This is a genomic window from Mesoterricola sp. MK458 (genome assembly GCF_055384935.1).
In genome coordinates, this window is record NZ_AP045075.1 from 1133006 (window position 1) to 1152002 (window position 18997).

At 67.6% G+C, this 18997-nt stretch carries 14 protein-coding genes and 2 pseudogenes; 12 read left to right on the forward strand and 4 right to left on the reverse strand.

Features of this window, described 5'->3' with window-relative positions:
- Nucleotides 1-7: 7 nt before the first annotated feature.
- From ACZ5LB_RS04925 to ACZ5LB_RS04935, 3 genes are all read right to left on the reverse strand, one after another.
- On the reverse strand, nt 8-2329 hold the full coding sequence (locus tag ACZ5LB_RS04925; RefSeq protein WP_464605011.1) for an LPS-assembly protein LptD: 2322 nt from the start codon (nt 2327-2329) through the stop codon (nt 8-10).
- Nucleotides 2319-2990, reverse strand: a complete 672-nt coding sequence (locus tag ACZ5LB_RS04930) for a ZIP family metal transporter (RefSeq protein ID WP_464605013.1) — start codon at nt 2988-2990, stop codon at nt 2319-2321. The genes ACZ5LB_RS04925 and ACZ5LB_RS04930 overlap by 11 nt, the downstream gene beginning before the upstream one ends.
- 87 nt (nt 2991-3077) lie before the next feature.
- Nucleotides 3078-5342 (reverse strand): Rne/Rng family ribonuclease, encoded by a 2265-nt coding sequence (locus tag ACZ5LB_RS04935; protein ID WP_464605014.1) that lies wholly within the window; start codon nt 5340-5342, stop codon nt 3078-3080.
- A gap of 373 nt (nt 5343-5715) precedes the next feature.
- Between ACZ5LB_RS04935 and ACZ5LB_RS04940 the strand changes: the two genes are divergently transcribed.
- From ACZ5LB_RS04940 to ACZ5LB_RS04965, 6 genes and pseudogenes are all read left to right on the forward strand, one after another.
- Nucleotides 5716-6684, forward strand: coding sequence for a PstS family phosphate ABC transporter substrate-binding protein (locus ACZ5LB_RS04940; RefSeq protein ID WP_464605015.1), 969 nt, complete (start codon nt 5716-5718; stop codon nt 6682-6684).
- Nucleotides 6685-8077: 1393 nt separating this feature from the next.
- Nucleotides 8078-8863 (forward strand): annotated as a pseudogene (locus tag ACZ5LB_RS04945) (ABC transporter permease subunit); the annotation flags it as partial.
- Nucleotides 8863-10410: a phosphate ABC transporter permease PstA gene (gene pstA / locus ACZ5LB_RS04950; protein ID WP_464605016.1), complete on the forward strand. Its 1548-nt coding sequence runs from the start codon at nt 8863-8865 to the stop codon at nt 10408-10410. The pseudogene ACZ5LB_RS04945 and the gene pstA, both read left to right, overlap by 1 nt.
- Before the next feature lie 17 nt (nt 10411-10427).
- On the forward strand, nt 10428-11258 hold the full coding sequence (pstB, locus tag ACZ5LB_RS04955; protein ID WP_464605017.1) for a phosphate ABC transporter ATP-binding protein PstB: 831 nt from the start codon (nt 10428-10430) through the stop codon (nt 11256-11258).
- Nucleotides 11258-11935, forward strand: coding sequence for a phosphate signaling complex protein PhoU (phoU, locus tag ACZ5LB_RS04960; protein ID WP_464605018.1), 678 nt, complete (start codon nt 11258-11260; stop codon nt 11933-11935). The genes pstB and phoU overlap by 1 nt, the downstream gene beginning before the upstream one ends.
- 11 nt (nt 11936-11946) lie before the next feature.
- Nucleotides 11947-12657 carry a response regulator transcription factor gene (locus tag ACZ5LB_RS04965; protein ID WP_464605019.1) on the forward strand — a complete coding sequence of 237 codons (711 nt, stop codon included), beginning with the start codon at nt 11947-11949 and terminating at the stop codon, nt 12655-12657.
- Between the two features lie 254 nt (nt 12658-12911).
- On the opposite strand, the pseudogene ACZ5LB_RS04970 reads toward ACZ5LB_RS04965, so the two are convergent.
- Nucleotides 12912-13109: pseudogene (locus ACZ5LB_RS04970) on the reverse strand (helix-turn-helix domain-containing protein); the annotation flags it as partial.
- 57 nt (nt 13110-13166) lie between these two features.
- Here ACZ5LB_RS04970 and ACZ5LB_RS04975 point away from each other — a divergent pair.
- The 6 genes from ACZ5LB_RS04975 to ACZ5LB_RS05000 all read left to right on the forward strand — a co-directional run bounded on the left by ACZ5LB_RS04975 (nt 13167) and on the right by ACZ5LB_RS05000 (nt 18991).
- Nucleotides 13167-14483, forward strand: a complete 1317-nt coding sequence (locus ACZ5LB_RS04975; protein WP_464605020.1) for an alpha/beta hydrolase — start codon at nt 13167-13169, stop codon at nt 14481-14483.
- A 366-nt stretch (nt 14484-14849) separates the two neighbouring features.
- Nucleotides 14850-15500: a DUF47 domain-containing protein gene (locus ACZ5LB_RS04980; protein WP_464605021.1), complete on the forward strand. Its 651-nt coding sequence runs from the start codon at nt 14850-14852 to the stop codon at nt 15498-15500.
- Nucleotides 15501-15507: 7 nt separating this feature from the next.
- Nucleotides 15508-16512, forward strand: a complete 1005-nt coding sequence (locus ACZ5LB_RS04985; protein ID WP_464605023.1) for an anion permease — start codon at nt 15508-15510, stop codon at nt 16510-16512.
- Between the two features lie 413 nt (nt 16513-16925).
- Entirely contained in the window at nt 16926-17336 is a 411-nt protein-coding gene (locus ACZ5LB_RS04990; RefSeq protein WP_464605024.1) for a hypothetical protein, read from the forward strand.
- Nucleotides 17337-17516: 180 nt separating this feature from the next.
- Nucleotides 17517-18047 carry a GNAT family N-acetyltransferase gene (locus ACZ5LB_RS04995; RefSeq protein WP_464605025.1) on the forward strand — a complete coding sequence of 177 codons (531 nt, stop codon included), beginning with the start codon at nt 17517-17519 and terminating at the stop codon, nt 18045-18047.
- Between the two features lie 11 nt (nt 18048-18058).
- On the forward strand, nt 18059-18991 hold the full coding sequence (locus tag ACZ5LB_RS05000; RefSeq protein WP_464605026.1) for an arginase family protein: 933 nt from the start codon (nt 18059-18061) through the stop codon (nt 18989-18991).
- Nucleotides 18992-18997 lie beyond the last annotated feature (6 nt).

The following is an 18997-nucleotide window of genomic DNA, read 5'->3' on the forward strand; positions in this document are numbered from 1 at the left end:
CCGCCGGTCAGAAGGTGTACTTCCCCAGGTCCCCGAGGCTGCGCAGCGTGACCACCAGGTCCAGCCGGTCCTCCTTGGTGAGCGAACCGGGCACGGTGATGCCGATGTGCGAGAAGCGCACCGAATAGGCCACGCAGGGGGTGACGTAGGCCAGGGCCACCTGGCTGCCGGCGAATTGGCGGCGCTTGAAGTCGTAGTTGGCCTGGAACTCCAGGCGCACGTCGTCGTTCCAGAGGCGCCTCAGCCCGCCCACCTGGATGCCCTTCTGGCGCACCAGGAGGCGGTTGATGCCCGTGGAGTAGTAGGCCAGGTTGAACCGCGTGCCGTCCCCGGCCTTGTAGTCCGCCGACAGGGACTGGTCCGCGTCGCTGTCGGACACGTCGCTGCTGCGGCGGAAGCTGATGCGCAGGGTCTCGTCCGGTTCCACGTCCAGTTCGTTGTCCAGGGTGGCCCAGCCCTTCTTCACCCGGCCGTCGTTGAGAAGGATGGGGGCGATGTGGTACTTGGAGGAGATCCGCCAGCGGACCAGGTCCAGGAACGGCAGGTTCAGGCCGGGCCGGCCCAGGAAGTGCTGCTTCACGCCCAGTTCGAGGCTCCGTTCCCCGGCGGCGCTGCTGGCCACGCCGGGCATGGAGTCCACGTCGTCGAAGTGGGGGATCCGCCCCTCGGCGGAGGCCTTGCTGGTGGTGACGAAGGCGAAGAAGGGGTTCATGACGTGCTTGATCTCCCCCTTGTACCCGAACATCTTCACGTCCGTGTAGGACCGGCCGATGGGGGGGGCGGAAAGCTGGAGCCGGGCCGATCCCAGAACCCGGTCCACCCCCGGGGCGTCCACCTGGAAGGGACTGGTGGTGATGGCCAGGTTCCCGTCGGTGACGTTGCCGGTGTCGAACAGGGACCGGCCCAGGGACCGGGAGTAGCGGGTGTAGCGGCCGAGGGTCTCCAGGTCCGCCCGCAGGGGCCCCCACTGCCCCACGCGCCCCTGGAGCCGCAGGAACCCGTCGTCCCGGCGCCAGGCGTAGGTGTCGTTGGGGACGGTGCCGGTGGTGGTGGGCAGGATGTCCAGCTTGTAGGTCATGCGCCCCAGGCGCATGCCCGCGTCCAGGTAGAAGGGGCCCAGGGGCACGGGGTACAGGGAGCCCTGGACGCTGGGCAGCACCTGGCGCCGGAGGGAATTGGGGAAGTTGGGGTTGTACAGGGGCGAGGAGGCGTCGGAGGTGAAATAGGTCAGCTGCTCGGATGCGTTGAAGGAGAAGCTGGCCCAGGGGAAGTTTCGGCCCAGGTACAGGGCGCTGTCGAAGGGAGTCCCGCCCAGGCGGGCCATGCCCTGGCCGTAGTCCGTCTCCAGGAGGGCGTCCGAGGCGCGGTTGAGGTCGGCGGCGAGCTGCCATCCGTCCTCCCGCTGCCAGATGTCTTTCAGGGAGAACCGGTAGCGGTGTATGTCGTCGGTCCTCTGCTTGATGAACTGGCCGGCGAAGGACCCCTGGTGGGTGGGTTCCGGGTTCCACCTCGCCTCGCCGCCCCAGAGGGTGCCCTGGCGGGTGAAGTACTCCGGGGACACCGTCACGTCCGCCGTGTCGCCCAGCACCTGGTAGTAGGGCATCTGGACCGAGGCGCCCATGGGGCCTGAAAAGGAGAGGGCCATGGGCAGCAGGCCCGAGGTGCGCTCGGCCTTGGCGGGGTAGATGGCCCAGGGCAGGTAGTAGAAGGTGGGGACGTTGCCCACCCAGATCCACAGGTTTCGGATGGTGGCGTACGCGTCCAGGTCCACGGTGAGGCGCGACACCAGGGCCTTCCAGCCGGGCTTTTCCTGGGGGCACGGGCTGAGCTCGACCTTCTCGAACTCCCAGTGCTTGAGGGTGGTGAACGCCACCTTGTCGGATTTCAGGTACCAGCTGGGGGGCAGTTCCATGTCCAGGGCCCAGGCCTCGCCCATCTGGCGCTTCCAGTCCATGCGGAGCCTGGAGCAGCGCAGGCGCAGGCCCGGCCCCTCCAGGCGGATGTGGCCCTCGGCCGCGATCTCGCCGGTGAGGGCGTTGTAGGTGATGTGGTCGGCCAGCAGGAGCAGGTCGGGGCTGGCCACGGCCCCGTCGTCCATCTCCCAGCCGCCGGGGCTCTCCTTCACGTCCTTGCCCCAGTAGCGCAGGGACACGGCCCCTTCCCGGGATTCCGCGGCCCCCTGGGGCCGCAGGGGCAGGAGTTCGCCGGGGCCCGGCGCCCGCCAGTCGGGGCCCAGGGGCGGCAGGGATGGAAGGGGTGGCGCCTGGGCGGCCAGGGGCCCCAACAGGGCCGACGCCAGGCCTATGCGGAGTCCGAGCTCACGCGCCATGGTGGTGATGCGGAGTCAGGCCCAGCACCGCCATGAAGAGGAGGATCCCCACGAGGAGGCCGGCGGTGCTCTTCCAGCCCTTCTCCTTCTGGGCTTCGGGCAGGAGGTCCGAGCACGCCACGTAGAGGCCCAGCCCCCCGGTCAGGCCAAGCACGGGGCCCAGCTTGATGTTCAGGTACTCCTGGCTCATGGAGCCCACCAGGGCGGCAAGGGCCAGGATGCCCGCCGCGATGATGGACTTCCGGTTGCCGAAGCCCCGCACCAGGAAGATGGAGGAGATCGTCGCCCCCTCGGGGATGCGGTGGAGCATGACGCCCATGAACACCATGAGGCCGAGGCCGCTGTGGGTGCGCATGGCGGCCGTGATGGACATGCCGTCCATGAAGCTGTGGAGGCTCAGGCCCACCAGGGCGATGACCCCCGTCAGGGCCGAACCCGAGTGGGTATGCGTTTCCTCGCCGTAGTGGAAGTGGGGGCTGATGCCGTGCTCGATCAGGTGGATCAGGAAGAAGCCCGCCACGGCCCACAGGGCCATGCCTTCCCCGCCCTGCTCCACGGCCTCGGGCAGGACCCGCACCAGGGTGACGGACATGAGGTAGCCGGCCGCCACGCCGGACATGTGGCGCATGAGGCTGGCCCGGCCCTGGAGGAAGCGCACCACGAGCCACCCTCCGAAGAGGGTGGCCAGGGCGGCGATCGGTGCCAGCCAGTAGAGATGGTCGAGGGTCGTCAGGGCGTTACCTCACGATCATTTCTTGCGGGCACGGGGCTTGGGAGCCGCGGGCGCCGCGGGAGCCTCAGGCTCGGGGGCAGGCTTGGGCTTGGGGGCGCGCTTGGCGGGCTTCGTGTCGGCCTTGATGGCCACGGCGGGCTCCTCGGCCTCGGCCTTGGAGGCCTTGGCGGGCTTGGCTGCCTTGGGCGCCTTGGGGGTCTTGGGGGCCTTGGCCTTGGCCTTGGCGGGGGCTTCCGGCTCGGGTTCCGCCTTGGACTGGAACTTCACCCGGGGGGCCGGGGTGAGCAGGTCGGCCAGCAGGTCGGCGGTCAGGAGCAGGGGGGCGGGTTCGGGCTCGGATACCCGGGGGGCTTCCACCACGGAAACCTGGGGTTCCGCCACGGCGACCACGGCCTGGGGCTCCTCCAGGGCCACGGCGGCCGGGGTGGTGGCTTCGGGCGCGGCGGCGGGCTTGCGGCCGCGGGAACGCCGGCGGCCACCGGGGGCCTTCTCCTCCGCGGCGGGTTCGGTGGCGGGGGCGGCCTCCTCCTCGTCCAGGGGCTTGGCGCTCTCGAAGAGGGCGCGCAGGCGCTCCCGTTCCTCCAGGGCGGCCCGCTGGGCGTCGCGGCGGTCGTACTTCATTTCTGCGTGGGTGGGGGCGGCCACCGGGGCGGGCGCGGCCTCGGGCTCGCGGCGGGACTCGTTGCGCGGGGCGCGGCCGCCCTTGCGGGGGGTGTCCTCGCCCAGGGCCTTGTCGAAGGAAATGGGGCTGTCACCGCCCAGGACGACCGTCTCCTCCTCCAGGTCGCGGGGGCGCTCGTTGCGGGCGGCCACCTTCTCGGCGGGCTCCTCCTCGGCGCGCTCGATCTCCGCGGCCATCTCGCCGAAGGGGATCTCCGGATCGGCCACGATGATGATCTTGGAGTCGTGCATGTCCTCCAGCGCGGAGAGGTCCTTGCGCTTCTGGTTCAGCACCGCCAGGGCGATGGCGGGCATGAGCTTGACGCGGATCTCGGCGATGGCGTCCCGGCTGAGGATGGCCTTGATGCGGCGCACCACGGACAGGACCAGGGCCTCGAGGCTCTTGACCTTGCCGGTGCCCTGGCAGGTGGGGCAGGCCTCGTGGGTGACGTGCTGGAGCGAGGGACGCAGGCGCTGACGGGTCATGACCAGCACGCCGAAGCGGTTGATCTTGCCCACCTCCATGCGGGCCTTGTCCTCTTCCAGGCACTCCACCAGGCGCTCCATGACCGCGCGGTTGTTGCCTTCGCGCTTCATGTCGATGAAGTCGATCACCACCAGGCCGGCCAGGTCGCGCAGACGAAGCTGGCGGGCAGCCTCCTCGGCGGCCTCCATGTTCGTCTTGAAGGCCATGTCCTCCACGTTGTCACCGGTGGTCTTGCCGGAGTTCACGTCGATGGCCACCAGGGCTTCGGTCTGGTCGATGGCCAGGGCGCCGCCGGAAGGCAGGGACACCTTGCGCCCGTAGACGCGGTCGATCTGCTCCTCGGTGGAGAACTTGCTGAACAGGGGCTTCTTGCCGATGTAGTGCTTGAGGACCCCCAGGTGCTGGGGCATGGTGCGCTTGAAGAAGCCCTGGGCGGCGTGGAAGGTCTCCAGGTCGTCGATGTGCACTTCCTCGATGTCCTTGGTGAAGGCGTCGCGCAGGGTGCGGGTGACGACGTCGTCCTCCTGCCACACGAGCCCCGCGCCCTGGCGGTGCTTGTAGCGGTTCTGGACCTCCTTGTAGGTGTCCAGGAGGTAGTCCAGGTCGCGCTGGAAGTCCTCCTTGGTCACGCCGAGGCTGGCGGTGCGCACGATCACGCCGAAGCTCCGGGGGATGTCCAGTTCGTCGATGAGGCGCTTGAAGTGCTCCCGCTCCTCGCGGCTCTCGATCTTGCGGCTGATGCCGTTGGTGGGGTTGCCCGGAGTGAGCACCAGGTAGCGGCCCGGCAGGGAGATCTGGGCGGTCATCATGGCGCCCTTGGATCCCAGCTCCTCCCGCACGGCCTGGACCATGATCTCCTGGTCCCGGTTCAGCAGGTCCTGGATGCGGCCCCGGCGGCCGTCGGGGCTCACCAGGTCCTTGGGCAGCTCGCCGATGGGCAGGAACCCGTTCTTCTGGCCGCCGTAGTGGATGAAGGCGGCCTGGAGGCTCTGGTCCACCCGCACGACCTTGGCCTTGTAGATGTTTCCCTTGATCTTCTCGTTGTGCACGAACTCGATGTCGAAGTCCGACAGGACGCCGTCCACGAGCGTCGCCACACGGATCTCCTCCGAGTCCGTGGCATTGATAAGCATGGTTTTTCTGGGCAAAACGATCTCCTTGGAATAGACCAGCGGCCTTTCAGGAGGCGGTTGGTCTTCACGATGGGGTTGTGGATGGGGTTCTGAGAATGGGTCGATTGGGATGGTATTGGGGGGTCCGAATTCGTCAAGACCTTCCCGGATAGGGATTTACCAAAGTGACGCGCTGGCTCCGGCCCGCTTTGGCTTGGGGCATTGTCCCATCTGTGGGCCCCGGCGGCAAGGGGGCATCCGTTAAATTCCCCCAAATATTCGCTTTGGAGGCCAAAGTTAAAAAAAGGTCGCGGGTTACATGGAAGTAACACATGTGTCTCAACATGGTTGAACGCCCGTCGGATGCTTGTTGACGTTGCTAAAGGAGCATCCCATGAAGAACATCCTGAGTCCCATCGTTCTCCTGGCCCTTGGGGGGACGCTTTCCGCCCAGGCGGTGGTGAAGGTCGATCCCAAGCTGCCGGCCTACAAGAAGGTCGCCGGGGTCACGGGCACCCTCAATTCCGTGGGCAGCGACAGCCTGAACAACTGCATGACCTTCTGGGTGGAGACCTTCAAGTCCAGCTACCCGGGCGTCAAGATCCAGGTGGAAGGCAAGGGTTCGGGCACCGCCCCCCCGGCCCTCATCGCCGGCACCTCCCAGATCGGCCCCATGAGCCGGGAGATGAAGGCGGGCGAGATCGACCAGTTCGAGAAGAAGTTCGGCTACAAGCCCACCCGGATCTCGGTGGCCCTGGACACCCTGGGCGTGTTCGTCCACAAGGACAACAAGATCAAGTCCCTCTCCATCAAGGACCTGGACGGCATCTTCTCCAAGACCCGCAAGTCCGGGGTGGAGGACATCTCCACCTGGGCCAAGCTGGGCCTCAAGGGCGAGTGGGCCTCCAAGCCCATCTCCATCTACGGCCGCAACAGCGCCTCGGGCACCTACGGGTTCTTCAAGGAGCACGCCCTGGGCAACGGCGACTACAAGGACACCGTCAAGGAGCAGCCTGGCTCCAGTTCCGTGGTGCAGAGCGTGGGCACCGACAAGTTCGCCATCGGCTACTCGGGCATCGGCTACAAGACCTCGGAAGTGCGCGCCCTGCCCCTGTCCAACCCCGCCAAGAACGACGGCAAGGCCTTCGAGGCCACCTACGAGAACGCCCTCAACGGCAGCTATCCCCTGGCCCGGGCCCTCTACATCTATGTGAACATGGACCCCAAGAAGGGGCTGGATCCCCTGGTGAAGCAGTTCATCACCTTCATCCTCAGCAAGCAGGGCCAGGAGGTGGTCATCAAGGACGGCTACTACCCCCTGCCCAAGAAGATGGTCGACGAGCAGCTCAAGAACCTCAAGTAGCCGAAGGGAATTGCCCAGCATGGCGAGCGCATCCTCCATCCTGAACAGGGCCAAGCGCCTGGACCGGGTCATGGACTGGGTCATCACCCTCGGGGGGATGACCATCATCGCCGCCGTGCTGGGCATTCTCGTCTTCATCGGCAAGGAGGCCTACCCCCTCTTCCGCCCGGCCCGGGTCCAGGAACGGGCTGCGGTGACGCTCCCCGCCTTCGCGGCCCTGGCCCCGGACGAGAGCGGCCAGGCGATCCTCACGGCGGACCCGGCCGCGGGCATCCGGGCCTTCGCCCACGGCCGGGAGCTGCCCGTGCCCGCCGGGGGGCCCGCCCTGCCCTGGCGTTCCAGCACCGCCATCGACGCCCACGGCGCCTTCGCCGCCCTGGGCGCCGACGGGACCCTGGCCTTCGCGACCCTCGCCTGGGATCGGCCCGACGGCGAGAAGGACCCCGCCCGGTGGACGCCGGATCCCGTCTGGAAGGGCGCCCAGGCTGCCCCGGGGGCGGCCGTCCTGCTGGATGTGCGCGCCCTGCCCGCCTCGGGCATCGCCCCGGGCGCCGTGTGGCGCGTGGCGGGCCTGGACGGGAAGGGCCACCTGGTGTGGGCCGAAGCCACGGAGGAGGCGACGGCCCCCCTCGCGTGGAAACCCGTGCCCCTGGAGGAACCGGCCGCCTGCGCCAGGTGGAGCGCGGACGGGACCCGGCTCTTCGCGGGGACGCCCACGGGCCGGATCCTGGCCTATGGCCTGGGGGACGAGCCGGTGCTCGAGGCCTCGGGCTCCCTGGGCGAGCCCGTCACGGCCCTGGGTTTCGACCTGGGGGACGCCGCCCTCTTGGCGGGCGGAAACCAGGGCGCCCTGGCGGCCTTCCAGCTCCTCAACCGGGACGGGGCCTTCACCCTCCAGGAATTCCACCGCTTCAAGCCCATGGCCGGAGCCGTGGGCGGATTCATGCCGGGCCAGCGGGACAAGCGTTTCCTGGTGTGGTCCGCGGGCATGGTGGCCGTGGACCACCTGACCACCGAGAAGCGGCTCTTCCAGGCCCGGGGGGGCGGCATCCGCACCGGCGCCATCACGGCCCGGGGGGACGTGATCCTGGCCGCGGACACCCGGGGCGCCGTGCGCACCTGGGACCTGGACGCCCCGCACCCCGAGATCAGCCTTCGCACCCTGTGGGGCAAGGTCCACTACGAGAGCTACGGCAAGGCCGAGTACGTCTGGCAGAGCAGCGGCGGCACCGACGACTCCGAACCCAAGCTCAGCCTCGTGCCGCTCCTGTTCGGCACCCTCAAGGGCACCCTGTACGCCATGCTCTTCGCCCTGCCCCTGGCCGTCCTGGGGGCCCTCTACACCAGCCAGTTCGCCACCCCGCGGCTCCGGGACGCCATCAAGCCCATGGTCGAGATCATGGCGGCCCTGCCCTCGGTGGTCCTGGGCTTCCTGGCCGGCCTCGTGCTGGCGCCCCTGTTCGAGCGGGCCGCGGTGACGGTCCTGGTGCTGCCCGGCGTCACGCTGCTCCTGGCCCTGGCCCTGTTCCCGGTGTGGAGCCGGCTGCCCCGGCGCATCCGCCTGGGATGGGGCACAGGGTGGGAGGTGCTCTGGATCCTTCCGCTCCTGCTGGCCGGTCTCGGCCTTTCCACCTGGATTGGGCCCCACTTCGAGTGGGCCTTCCTGGGGGGCGACTACCGCAACTGGCTGCTGGCGGCCCACGGCATCACCTACGACGTGCGCAACAGCCTGGTGGTGGGGTTCGCCATGGGCTTCGCGGTCATCCCCATCATCTTCACCATCAGCGAGGACGCCCTGAGCGCGGTGCCCCGGTCCCTCACCTCGGCGAGCCTGGCCTGCGGGGCCAGCCCGTGGCAGACCGCCTGGCGCGTCGTGCTGCCCACCGCCAGCCCCGGCATCTTCTCGGCGGTCATGGTGGGCCTGGGCCGGGCCATCGGCGAGACGATGATCGTGCTCATGGCCACGGGCAACACCCCGGTCATGGACTGGAGCCCCTTCAACGGCATGCGCACCCTGGCGGCCAACATCGCCGTGGAGACCCCCGAGGCCCCGGTGCACGGCACCCTCTATCGGCTTCTCTTCTTCACCGCCGCGCTGCTGTTCTGCCTGACCTTCCTCCTCAACACCGCCGCCGAGCTGGTCCGCCAGCATCTGCGCAAGCGCTACGAGTCCCTGTGATGATGAACGTCCGCGAATGGTGGCGCCGGGGCAGCGCCCTGATCTGGTTCTCCGGGGCCACCCTGGGGTTCTCCCTGCTGATGATCCTGGGACTGGTGGGCTACATCGGCGCCAAGGGCCTGGGATTCTTCTGGCCCGGGGCGATCGTGGCCACCACCACCGGCCAGGGCCCCATCCTGGGGGAGATCACGGGGCAGGAGGCCGACAAGGTCCAGTTCCACGTGGCCAACCGGGACCTCTTCGGCCAGGACTACCGGTGGGTGCCCCGGGCCGGGCTGGGGCCCCTGACCACCCCCGCGGACGCCGTTGTGGTGGAGCGGCTGGAGTACGGCCCCTTCATCGGCCGGGTCCGTAGCCTGGAGAAGGACGGCCAGGTGCTTCCCGGCAACCCCATGGAAACCCTCCGGCGCCTGCGCCCCGCGGCCCTGGCCATGAGCCGGCATATCCGGGACCTGGACAAGGTGGAGATCGGCGGCCTCAACCGGAAGATGGAGGACCTCCGCCTGGAGATGAAGTCCCGGCCCGGCCTGGAGGCGCGCATGGCGGCCCTGAAGGCCCGGTACGACGCCGCCGAGGCCCGCCTGGAGATCCTCCGGACCCAGGCGGCCTCGGTCACCGTGACCCTGGAGGCCGCGGACGGCCAGACCAAGTCCCTTCCCCTGGCCTCGGTGGTGCGGCTGGTGCCTTCCAACGCCCTGGGCGTGGCGGGCAAGATGGGCACCTACCTGTCCCGCCTCTGGGAATTCGTAGCCGACGACCCCCGGGAGTCCAACACCGAGGGGGGCATCTTCCCGGCCATCTTCGGCACGGTGATGATGGTGCTCCTCATGTCCGTCCTGGTGGTGCCCCTGGGCGTCCTGGCGGCCCTCTACATGCGGGAGTACGCGGCCCAGGGCCTGCTCCTGCGCACCCTGCGGATCGCGGTGAACAACCTGGCCGGGGTGCCCTCCATCGTCTTCGGCGTCTTCGGGCTGGGGTTCTTCGTCTACTTCGTGGGCGGCGGCATCGACCGGCTCTTTTTCGCGGAGAAGCTGCCGGCCCCCACCTTCGGCACCGGCGGCATCCTGTGGGCGGCCCTCACCCTGGCGCTCCTGACGGTGCCGGTGGTGATCGTGGCCACGGAGGAGGCCCTGGCGGCCGTGCCCCGCAGCCAGCGGGAGGCGAGCCTGGCCCTGGGCGCCACCCGGTGGCAGACCCTCTGGAACGTGGTCATCCCCGGCGCCATGCCCGGGATCCTCACCGGGCTCATCCTGGCCATGGCCCGGGGCGCGGGGGAGGTGGCGCCGCTCATGCTCACCGGGGTGGTCAAGCTGGCCCCCTCCATGCCCCTGGACGGCACCTTCCCCTTCCTCCACCTGGACCGCAAGTTCATGCACCTGGGCTTCCACATCTACGACGTGGGCTTCCAGAGCCCCAACAGCGAGGCCGCCAAGCCCATGGTGTTCATGACCGCCCTGCTGCTGCTCCTGGTGGTGGTGGTCCTCAACCTGTTCGCCCTCCGCCTGCGCAGCCGATTGCGGGCGAGGATGGGCGGAGGAGCCTTCTGATGCAAGCCGGAGACACCATGACGGACGTCGAGCCCAGGCAGGGCGCCCCCCGCAAGACCGAGGTGCCCCTCACGGATGCCGCGGTGCTGAGCGCCAAGCCCCTCCTCCACATCGAGGACGTGAGCCTCTTCTACGGGCCCAAGCAGGCCCTCTTCAACATCGACCTGGAGGTGCGCGAGCACTCGGTCATGAGCCTCATCGGCCCCTCGGGCTGCGGCAAGAGCACGCTCCTGCGCTGCATCAACCGCATGAACGACCTCATCCCCAACGTGCGCATCCAGGGCAGCGTCAAGGTGGGCGACGACGACATCTACGACCCGGCGGTGGACGTCATCAACCTTCGCAAGCGCATGGGCATGGTGTTCCAGAAGTCCAACCCCTTTCCCAAGAGCATCTACGAAAACGTGGCCTACGGGCTGCGCATCCAGGGGGTCAAGGACCGGGCCGTGCTGGACGAGGCGGTGGAACGCAGCCTCATCGCCTCCGGGCTCTGGGACGAGGTGAAGGACCGGCTCAAGGAGAGCGGCCTGGGACTTTCCGGAGGCCAGCAGCAGCGCTTGTGCATCGCCCGGGCCATGGCCGTGCGGCCCGAGGTGCTCCTCATGGACGAACCCTGCTCGGCCCTGGACCCCCTGGCCACCAGCCGCATCGAGGAACTGATCTTCGAGCTCAAGCGGGACTACACCATCGTAATCGTGACCCACAACATGCAGCAGGCCGCCCGGGTCAGCGACTTTACGGCGTTCTTCTGGATGGGTAAGCTCATCGAGACCGGGCTTACGGAGATGCTGTTCACCAATCCGAGGGTGCGGATGACCGAGGATTACATCAGCGGGAGATTCGGTTAATGGCGCGCCACTTCGACAACGAGCTGAGGGACCTCAAGTTCAGCCTCCTGGCCATGGCCGGGCAGGTGGAGGAGATGATCCTGCTCACTCATAATTCACTTATCGAGCGCAGCGACGCCGACGCCCGCCGGGTCAACGACCTGGACAAGGCCGTGGACGAGCTGGAGCTGCGCCTGGACCAGGCGTGCATCGACCTGCTGGCCCTGCGGGCGCCCTTCGCCTCGGACCTGCGGCTCATCGCCTCCACCCTCAAGATCGTGCCCGAGCTGGAGCGCATCGGCGACCACTGCACCAACATCGCCCGGCGGGCCCTGATCCTGAATCCCATGCCCCCGCTGTCCCTGGGCGACGGCCTGCGCAAGCTCGGCGAGGAGACGCTCTCCATGGTGCGCCGGGCGGTGGACGCCTTCGTGAACGGGGACGCGGATCTGGCCCGGGCGGTCATCCAGGCCGACGATTCCGTGGACGCCCTCTACGTGGACATCAACCGGGAGCTGCTGCGGCTCATGCTGGCCGACCCCATGACCATCGAGCGGGCCAGCCACCTCATCATCGTCATCAAGAACTGGGAGCGAATCGCCGACCAGGCCACCAATATCGCCGAGGAAGTGCTCTTCATCATCGGCGGCGTCAGCGTGAAGCACCCCTACCTGCAGACCCCCCCCGAACAGGCCTGACCGGAGTCCCGATGCCCCACCTCCTCCTCCTTGAAGACGATGCCGACATCCGCCTGGGGCTGGAAGAGCATCTCAAACGGGAGGGGTTCTCCCTGAGCACCTTCGGCACCGGCCGGGAGGCCCTGCGGTTCATCTCCCAGTCCTCCGCGGGGCAGGCCTCGCGCCTGGACGTGGCCCTGCTGGACCTCACCCTGCCCGACGTGGACGGCCTGGACGTGCTGCGGGCCATCCGGGCCGACGCCAGCTACCGCGCCCTGCCGGTGGTGCTCGTCACCGCCCGCAACGAGGAGATCGACCGGGTCCTGGGCCTGGAACTGGGCGCGGACGACTACATCTCCAAGCCCTACTCCAGCCGGGAGCTGGTGGCCCGGATCCGGGCCATCCTCCGCCGCGCGGCCTTCATCGACACCGGCGGCAAGGTCCAGCAGATGACCTTCGGGCCGATCTCGGTGGACCTGGACATGCACATCGCCCGGGTCAGCGGGGAAGCCATCGAGTTGACGCGCAGGGAGTTCGAACTGCTGGCCTACTTCCTCCAGAACCCCCGGCGGGTGCTGAGCCGGGAGAAGATCCTCCAGCAGGTGTGGGGGCTGGAATACCTGGGCGAAAGCCGGACCATCGACGCCCACGTGCGCCGGGTGCGCTCCAAGCTGGGGGAGGCGGCGAGCCTGATCGAGACGGTGGTCGGGGTGGGGTACCGGCTGGGCAGCGTGGACGCGTAGAGGGTCGATGGGATTTAATAAGTGAAATTAAAAGTTAAATTGAATTGATATCTGTTGCTTCGGGGCCGGGCTTTATCCTGTGGGTTGAGGCTCTTTGCGGATTGTCCGGGGCGGATCGGTGAAGACCACCGAAAAAATCAAACGCTGGGGCGCTGAGGACTCGCTGGGGCGCTGGGAAAATAAAAAGATGGGTCTTTCCTCGCCCTTGACGGGGTAACCCCAACAAACGTGTAACCAGGGGCAAAGTAGCCGGATCAGCCCACTGACCGCAGGTACTGATACAAAGTTTCCCGGCTGATGCCGAACTCGCGGGCGAGGCTAGCCTTCGGTTCTCCGGCCTGCGCCCGCAAATGAAGGGCCTTGGCTTGGTCTGGGCCAAGAGCCTTCTTGCGGCCCTTGTAGGCCCCGCGCTGCTTTGCCAGGCTGATGCCTTCCCGTTGACGTTCGCGAAGGTAATGAGACACCCTTTAACTCTGGCCTGTCGGGCCCGCCTGTTTTCGAGGCCGAACATGATAAAAAGCATGCTTTCATTCCTGTTTTGCTGTACTTGGCTGCTGGCCCAACAGGCGGAAGATGCCCTAGCCTTGGAATCACGAACCCGCCACGAGCGAAACATTCAAGAAGGCTACAATCTCACGTACGGCCTGACCCTTCGATCCAAACCCCTCAGGGTGGAGTTCCTGGTGCCGCCCCACCGCAGTGCGCATCGTTTGAATCTGTGGCTAAAAACCCAGGGGGGCGAGGCGAACGTTCGGCTGCGTTGCGAGGATGCCGCCGAGGTGTTCGCCTGGTCTGGCCGGGAAGGGGAGTTGACCCTGGTGTGTCAACTTCCCGTGGGGAAGTACACCCTGGAGATCACCTCACCCCAAGGCGGCCGGGCCGAATTCGCGATGAAGGGGCCACAGATGGAGGTCTGCGACCTGGACGCTGAGCGCTGCGCCGAACGGCCGGCAGACCCCGCCCAGGGGTTCCGCTGGCCCTACCTGCTGTACACCCCCAAGGAAGTGAAAGTTCCGTTCCTCCTGGTGGTGCCCAACAACACCGGGTTCGCGGTGGAGAACCTGGACCTGATCCGGGCCTCCGGGCGATGTGAATTACAAAGGCAGCGGGCCTTAGCTGATCGCCTTGGCTGCCCGCTCCTGGTGCCGCTGTTCCCAAGGCCGATCCTGGACCCGAAGGACACGGACGAGGGCAATCTGTATTTACACGCCTTGAGCCGCGAGGCCTTGCTTGCCGAACTGCCCGAATGGCGGCGGGTGGACCTGCAGCTTCTTGGCATGATCGACGACGCCCGGGCCCTACTGACCGCCCAGGGCCGGGCGGTCCAGCCGAGGATCCTGCTTTCCGGGTTCTCCGCCTCGGGCATGTTCGTCAACCGGTTCGGTCTGCTCCATCCCGAGCGGGTCCTGGGCGTGGCCTGCGGTTCCCCGGGAGGGTGGCCGATCGCCCCGGTGGAGACCGTGTCCGGAGAGAGACTGCCGTATCCTGTGGGCAGCGCCGACCTCGCTGCGCTAGGGGGGCGGCCCCTGGACCTCGAGGCGCTGCGGAAGGTGAACTGGTTCTTCTACCTGGGGGCCGAGGATAGGAACGACGCCGTGGTGTGCCGGGACAGCTTCGCCAAGTCCGACGAGGAGCTGATCTTCCGCCGTTTCGGCCCCACCCTACAGGACCGCTGGCGGAAGGCCGAACAGTTATATACGGCACAGAGTCTGTCGGCCACGTTTCGGCTCTACGCCAAGGCTGCTCACGTGGTCAACGATCCCATGGCGGAGGACATCGCCCGGTTCTTCGAGGGGCAAATGAGACGATCGGTCGGTCAACACTAGAAAACGATCCGGCGACTTTGCCCCTGGTTACACGTTTGTTGGGGTTACCCCTTGACGCACGAGGTTGAAAACCCAGCGCCCCAGCGAGATCCCAGCGCCTCAGCGTTTGGCTTTTCATTCGGAATTTTTCGGCGCTGGCGGTCGATGCAATGCCAATCCAGAAACCCAACGGGGTTGTCTGGTTGGGCCGGCGCCAAAGGGGGGACCAGGCCCGTTCAACCATCAAGAACCCGCCCTTTCCAAATCCAGTCTTAGTCATAGCCTCTCCTGGGAAAAAGCGGCGGAGTGCCGGACCTTCGCCCATTCCGGCTAGGGATCCGGGGCTTCCCAAGGCACAATGGTTTCATTGGCCTACCTGGAGCCCCGATGTCCCTGAACTCTCTCATCAGCTGGCTGAAACCCCACGAAATGGTGTTTTTCGACCTGCTCGAATCCTCCGCCTCCAACCTCGTGGAGTCGGCCAAGCATTTCGAGGCCGAGTTCAAGTCCCGGCAGACCCCCGGCGAATGGGCCGGGATGCGCCGCAAGATGAAGGACCTGGAGCACGTGGGGGACGAGATCACCCACGAGATCGTGGACCGGCTCAACCGCACCTTCATGACGCCCATCGAGCGCGAGGACATCCTCCACCTGGCCCACAGCCTCGATGACGTCGTGGACTGCCTGGACGGGGTCTGCGAGCGCCTGGTGCTCTACAAGATCACCACCGTGATGCCCACGGCCGTGGAACTGGGGCGGCTCATCGTCGCCGGCGCCGAGGAGGTCAGGCCCCTCATCGGCCACCTGCGCAACATGTCCAACGGAAAGGACATCAACAAGCGCATCCAGTACTGCAACGAGCTCGAGAACCAGGCCGACGCCGTCTACCACGCGGCCCTGGCGGAGATCTTCGAGAACCCCAAGGACCCCATCGAGCTCATCAAGTGGAAGGAGATCCTCAGCCTCCTGGAGGACGCCACCGACCGCATCGAACTCGTCTCGAAGGTCGTGAGCTCAACCGTCATGCGCAACGCCTGAGCGAGCCATGATCCCGACGCTCATCCTCATCATCCTGATGGCCTGGGCCATCGACTACATCAACGGCTTCCACGACACCGCCAACGCCATCGCCACCGTGGTCTCCACGGGAGTGCTGTCGGCCCGCAACGCCATCGTGATGGCGGCCTGCCTGAACTTCGGCGGGGCCCTCCTGGGGACCCACGTGGCCACCACCATCGCCAAGGGAATCGCCGACTCCCAGTTCGTGGTGCCCGAAGTCCTCATCGCCGCCCTCACCGCGGCGATCCTGTGGGACCTGGGCACCTGGTACTTCGGCATCCCCTCCAGCACCAGCCACACCCTCATGGGCGGCCTGGCCGGGGCCGTGGTGGCCCACGCGGGCTTCGGGGCCCTCCACATGACCAAGCTGGAGGAGATCACCCTCTTCATCTTCGTCTCCCCCATGCTGGGCTTCCTCATGGGCGCCGTCCTGATCCTTCTCATCCAGTGGATCTGCAGGCATGCCTCGGGCACCAGGATCAACAACGCCTTCCGGAAGCTCCAACTGGTCTCTGCCAGCGCCATGGCGTTCACCCACGGCCAGAACGACGCCCAGAAGGCCATGGGCGTCATCTGCCTCGCCCTGATCATCTACGGGAAGATGACCGTTCTCCCCGGGCACCAGGTGGCGGTTCCCCTGTGGGTCAAGGTGGGCTGCGCGGGCATGATGGCCGCGGGCACCGCCAGCGGCGGCCTGCGCATCATCAAGACCATGGGCAGCCGCATCGTCAAGCTCCGGCCCATCCACGGGTTCGCCGCCGAGACCGCCGCGGCCATGGTCCTGTTCACCACCGCCCACTTCGGGATCCCCGTGTCGACCACCCACTCCATCACCGGCGCCATCATGGGCGTGGGCGCCACCATGAACGCCAACGTGGTCCGCTGGGGCGTGGCCGGGAACATCTTCGTGGCCTGGGTGCTGACGATTCCCTGCAGCTTCGGCATCGCCTACGGGACGCTGCGACTCCTGCATCCGCTGTTCGTGCGATAGTACGGACCACCAGAAATCCTGGTTCAAGCATTTCTTGCGCCTCATCTGCTTCTCATCCCCGGGGTGGTGACGGGCGGTAAGGGGCTACAAGAAATCCAAAAGGCAGTTCTCCGCGTTCCTCTGCGAGATCTCAGCGCCTCCGCGTCCAATTGGCTGCTGGTGTGTGCCGGCGCGACCGTCCACTGACGCAACGCGCCGACCCATCGCGAGAACCACATGGACGCGGAGGCGCGGAGGACTCGCGGAGGGTCGCAGAGGGAAAACTTCACGCTTTCATTGGCGGGAAGGCCCAATCCAGTTTGCAGGTTGTGTTGCCACTTCTTATGGCGGCCTACACGAGAAGTCACAGGAGCGTAACCGCATCGGACAAAAGGAGATACAGGGATCGGGAAGACTGGGTCCCTGGAGGACCCATGTCGCCGTTGCCCGCCGTCCTGCTCTTCGTTTCCATGGCCATGGCCGCCCCGCCCCCGGTCGCCCCCGGCGAGCTGACGCCCTTCCTCAAGGTCGTCACGGCCAGCGCGGGCGCGCCGGGCCGCATCGCCTGCCGGGACATGGACCTGGCCATGGCCCTCAAGAAAGGCGGCGTCTCACCCGACGCCAAGGCCCCGGTGGCCTGGGCCGCCAACCGGGACCAGCTGAAGGACTTCCTGGCCGAAGGCAAGCTGGTGGTGGCCGGCGACGCGGCGCTGCTGGCGGCGGGAGCCGCGGTCGCCATCGTCCTGGAGAAGGGCCGGCCCGTGATCCTGGTGGACGCGAGGAACGTCCAGGCCTCGGGCGTCACCCTCTCCGACGCCCTCCTGAAGATCGCCCGAGTCCGGTAGCGCCATGCCCACGGTGTTCACACCCAATTTCCACCGGATTCTCCAACCGGGCTGAAACCTTCGTGGAGCGCCGCCAGCCGCGGCGGTTAACAAGGAATTCCCAGGAATGATCCGGGGCGTTGCCCCCAGGGCCACGGCCCGTAACGCCCGGACGCGATGCTTGGACCAGGAGGTGATCCGATGACGATCCCGCTCATGGAACCCCGGCAGCCCCGCTACGAGATCCGCCCCCTGGAGCCCGGCGACTTCCCCCACCTGCGGCGCCTGGAGCGCGAGATCTGGGAGCAGGACGAAGTGGGCGAGCTCTGCCCCTACTACCAGCGGCTCTGCACGGACTTCTACTCCGAGTGGTGCTTTATCGCCCTGGACGGCGACCGCCCCGTGGGGTACGTGCTGAACTTCCCCAACGGCAAGGCCATCTACTGCGCCACCCTGGCCGTGCACCCCGACTACCAGAAGTCCCGCGTGAACTACCTGCTCATCCGCGCCATGGTGAAGAAGCTCCTGGCCGAGGACATGGAGTCCTGCCGGTTCCTGGTGGAGCCCGGCAACCTCGACGCCAGGTCCATCCACGAATCCCTGGGCGCGCGGGTGGTGGCCGAGGCGCGGGACTACTACCACGCGGGCGACGTGCGGCTGTGGTCGGTAATCGAGAAGCAGGACATCGACCGCCTCCGGGCCCGGTACTCCCGCCTCAAGCTGGTTTCCTGAACGGAGCGCGCGTGAATTCCGAAGACCTGCTCCTGGCCCTGCGCACGGGCGTCACCCCCTTCCTGGGCCTGCCCCAGCAGCTGGAGCCCTCGGCCGTGCCAGGCGTGGTGCTGGGGGCCCCCTTCGACGGCGGGGTCCTGAACCGCCCCGGCGCGCGCCTGGGCCCCTGGGCCCTGCGGGCGGCCACCCTGGGCCTGGGCCGCGCGGCCATGCCCTTCCGCCTCCAGGGCCACGACCTGGGGGGCCGCACCCTGGCGGCCCTGGACTGGGTGGACGGTGGCAACATCCCCACCCGCCCCTTCAGCATCGCCCAGGCCCTGGACGCGGTGGAGGCGGCGGTGCACGGGTGGAGTTCCCTGGGGGCGCGGACCCTCCTCCTGGGCGGCGACCACCTCATGACCCTGGGCGCTCTGCGGGCCCACGCCCGCACCCGCGGGCCCCTGGGCCTCCTGCACCTGGACGCCCACCCCGACGCCGGCACCGGCGAGGCCTGGGGCACCGAACACCACCACGGCACCTGGCTCCGGAGCGCGATCCAGGAAGGCCTGGTGGACCCCCGGCACACCGTGACCCTGGGGGTGCGCGCCCCCCGGTTCGACAGCGAGGAGATCGTCTTCCTCCTGAACGCCGGCGTGCGCCTGTGGACGCCCATGGACCTCAAGGACCCCCGGCTCCTCTCGCAGCTCCAGGGCGACATCGCCCGGGTGGGCCAGATGCCGGCGTACGTGAGCGTGGACCTGGACGTGCTGGACCCGGCCTTCTGCCCCGCCGTGGCCGAACCCGTCCCCGGCGGCCTTTCGGTGCTGGACGTCTTCACCCTGCTGGCCTGCCTCCGGAACGTGGCGTGGGTCGGCGCCGACATCATGGAACTGGCCCCCACCCTGCCCGGCGCGGACGACAGCGCGCGGGTGGCGGCCCACATCGCGCTTCAACTGCTCAGCTGAAGGAGA

Coding starts and splice junctions, on each gene's coding strand:
- ACZ5LB_RS04965 (WP_464605019.1), top strand. CDS start 11,947: ATGCCCCACCTCCTCCTCCTTGAAGACGATGCCGACATCCGCCTGGGG.
- ACZ5LB_RS04925 (WP_464605011.1), bottom strand. CDS start 2,329: ATGGCGCGTGAGCTCGGACTCCGCATAGGCCTGGCGTCGGCCCTGTTG.
- ACZ5LB_RS04935 (WP_464605014.1), bottom strand. CDS start 5,342: ATGCTTATCAATGCCACGGACTCGGAGGAGATCCGTGTGGCGACGCTC.
- ACZ5LB_RS04990 (WP_464605024.1), top strand. CDS start 16,926: ATGTCGCCGTTGCCCGCCGTCCTGCTCTTCGTTTCCATGGCCATGGCC.
- ACZ5LB_RS04985 (WP_464605023.1), top strand. CDS start 15,508: ATGATCCCGACGCTCATCCTCATCATCCTGATGGCCTGGGCCATCGAC.
- ACZ5LB_RS04975 (WP_464605020.1), top strand. CDS start 13,167: ATGATAAAAAGCATGCTTTCATTCCTGTTTTGCTGTACTTGGCTGCTG.
- phoU (WP_464605018.1), top strand. CDS start 11,258: ATGGCGCGCCACTTCGACAACGAGCTGAGGGACCTCAAGTTCAGCCTC.
- pstB (WP_464605017.1), top strand. CDS start 10,428: ATGACGGACGTCGAGCCCAGGCAGGGCGCCCCCCGCAAGACCGAGGTG.
- ACZ5LB_RS04995 (WP_464605025.1), top strand. CDS start 17,517: ATGACGATCCCGCTCATGGAACCCCGGCAGCCCCGCTACGAGATCCGC.
- ACZ5LB_RS04980 (WP_464605021.1), top strand. CDS start 14,850: ATGTCCCTGAACTCTCTCATCAGCTGGCTGAAACCCCACGAAATGGTG.
- pstA (WP_464605016.1), top strand. CDS start 8,863: ATGATGAACGTCCGCGAATGGTGGCGCCGGGGCAGCGCCCTGATCTGG.
- ACZ5LB_RS04940 (WP_464605015.1), top strand. CDS start 5,716: ATGAAGAACATCCTGAGTCCCATCGTTCTCCTGGCCCTTGGGGGGACG.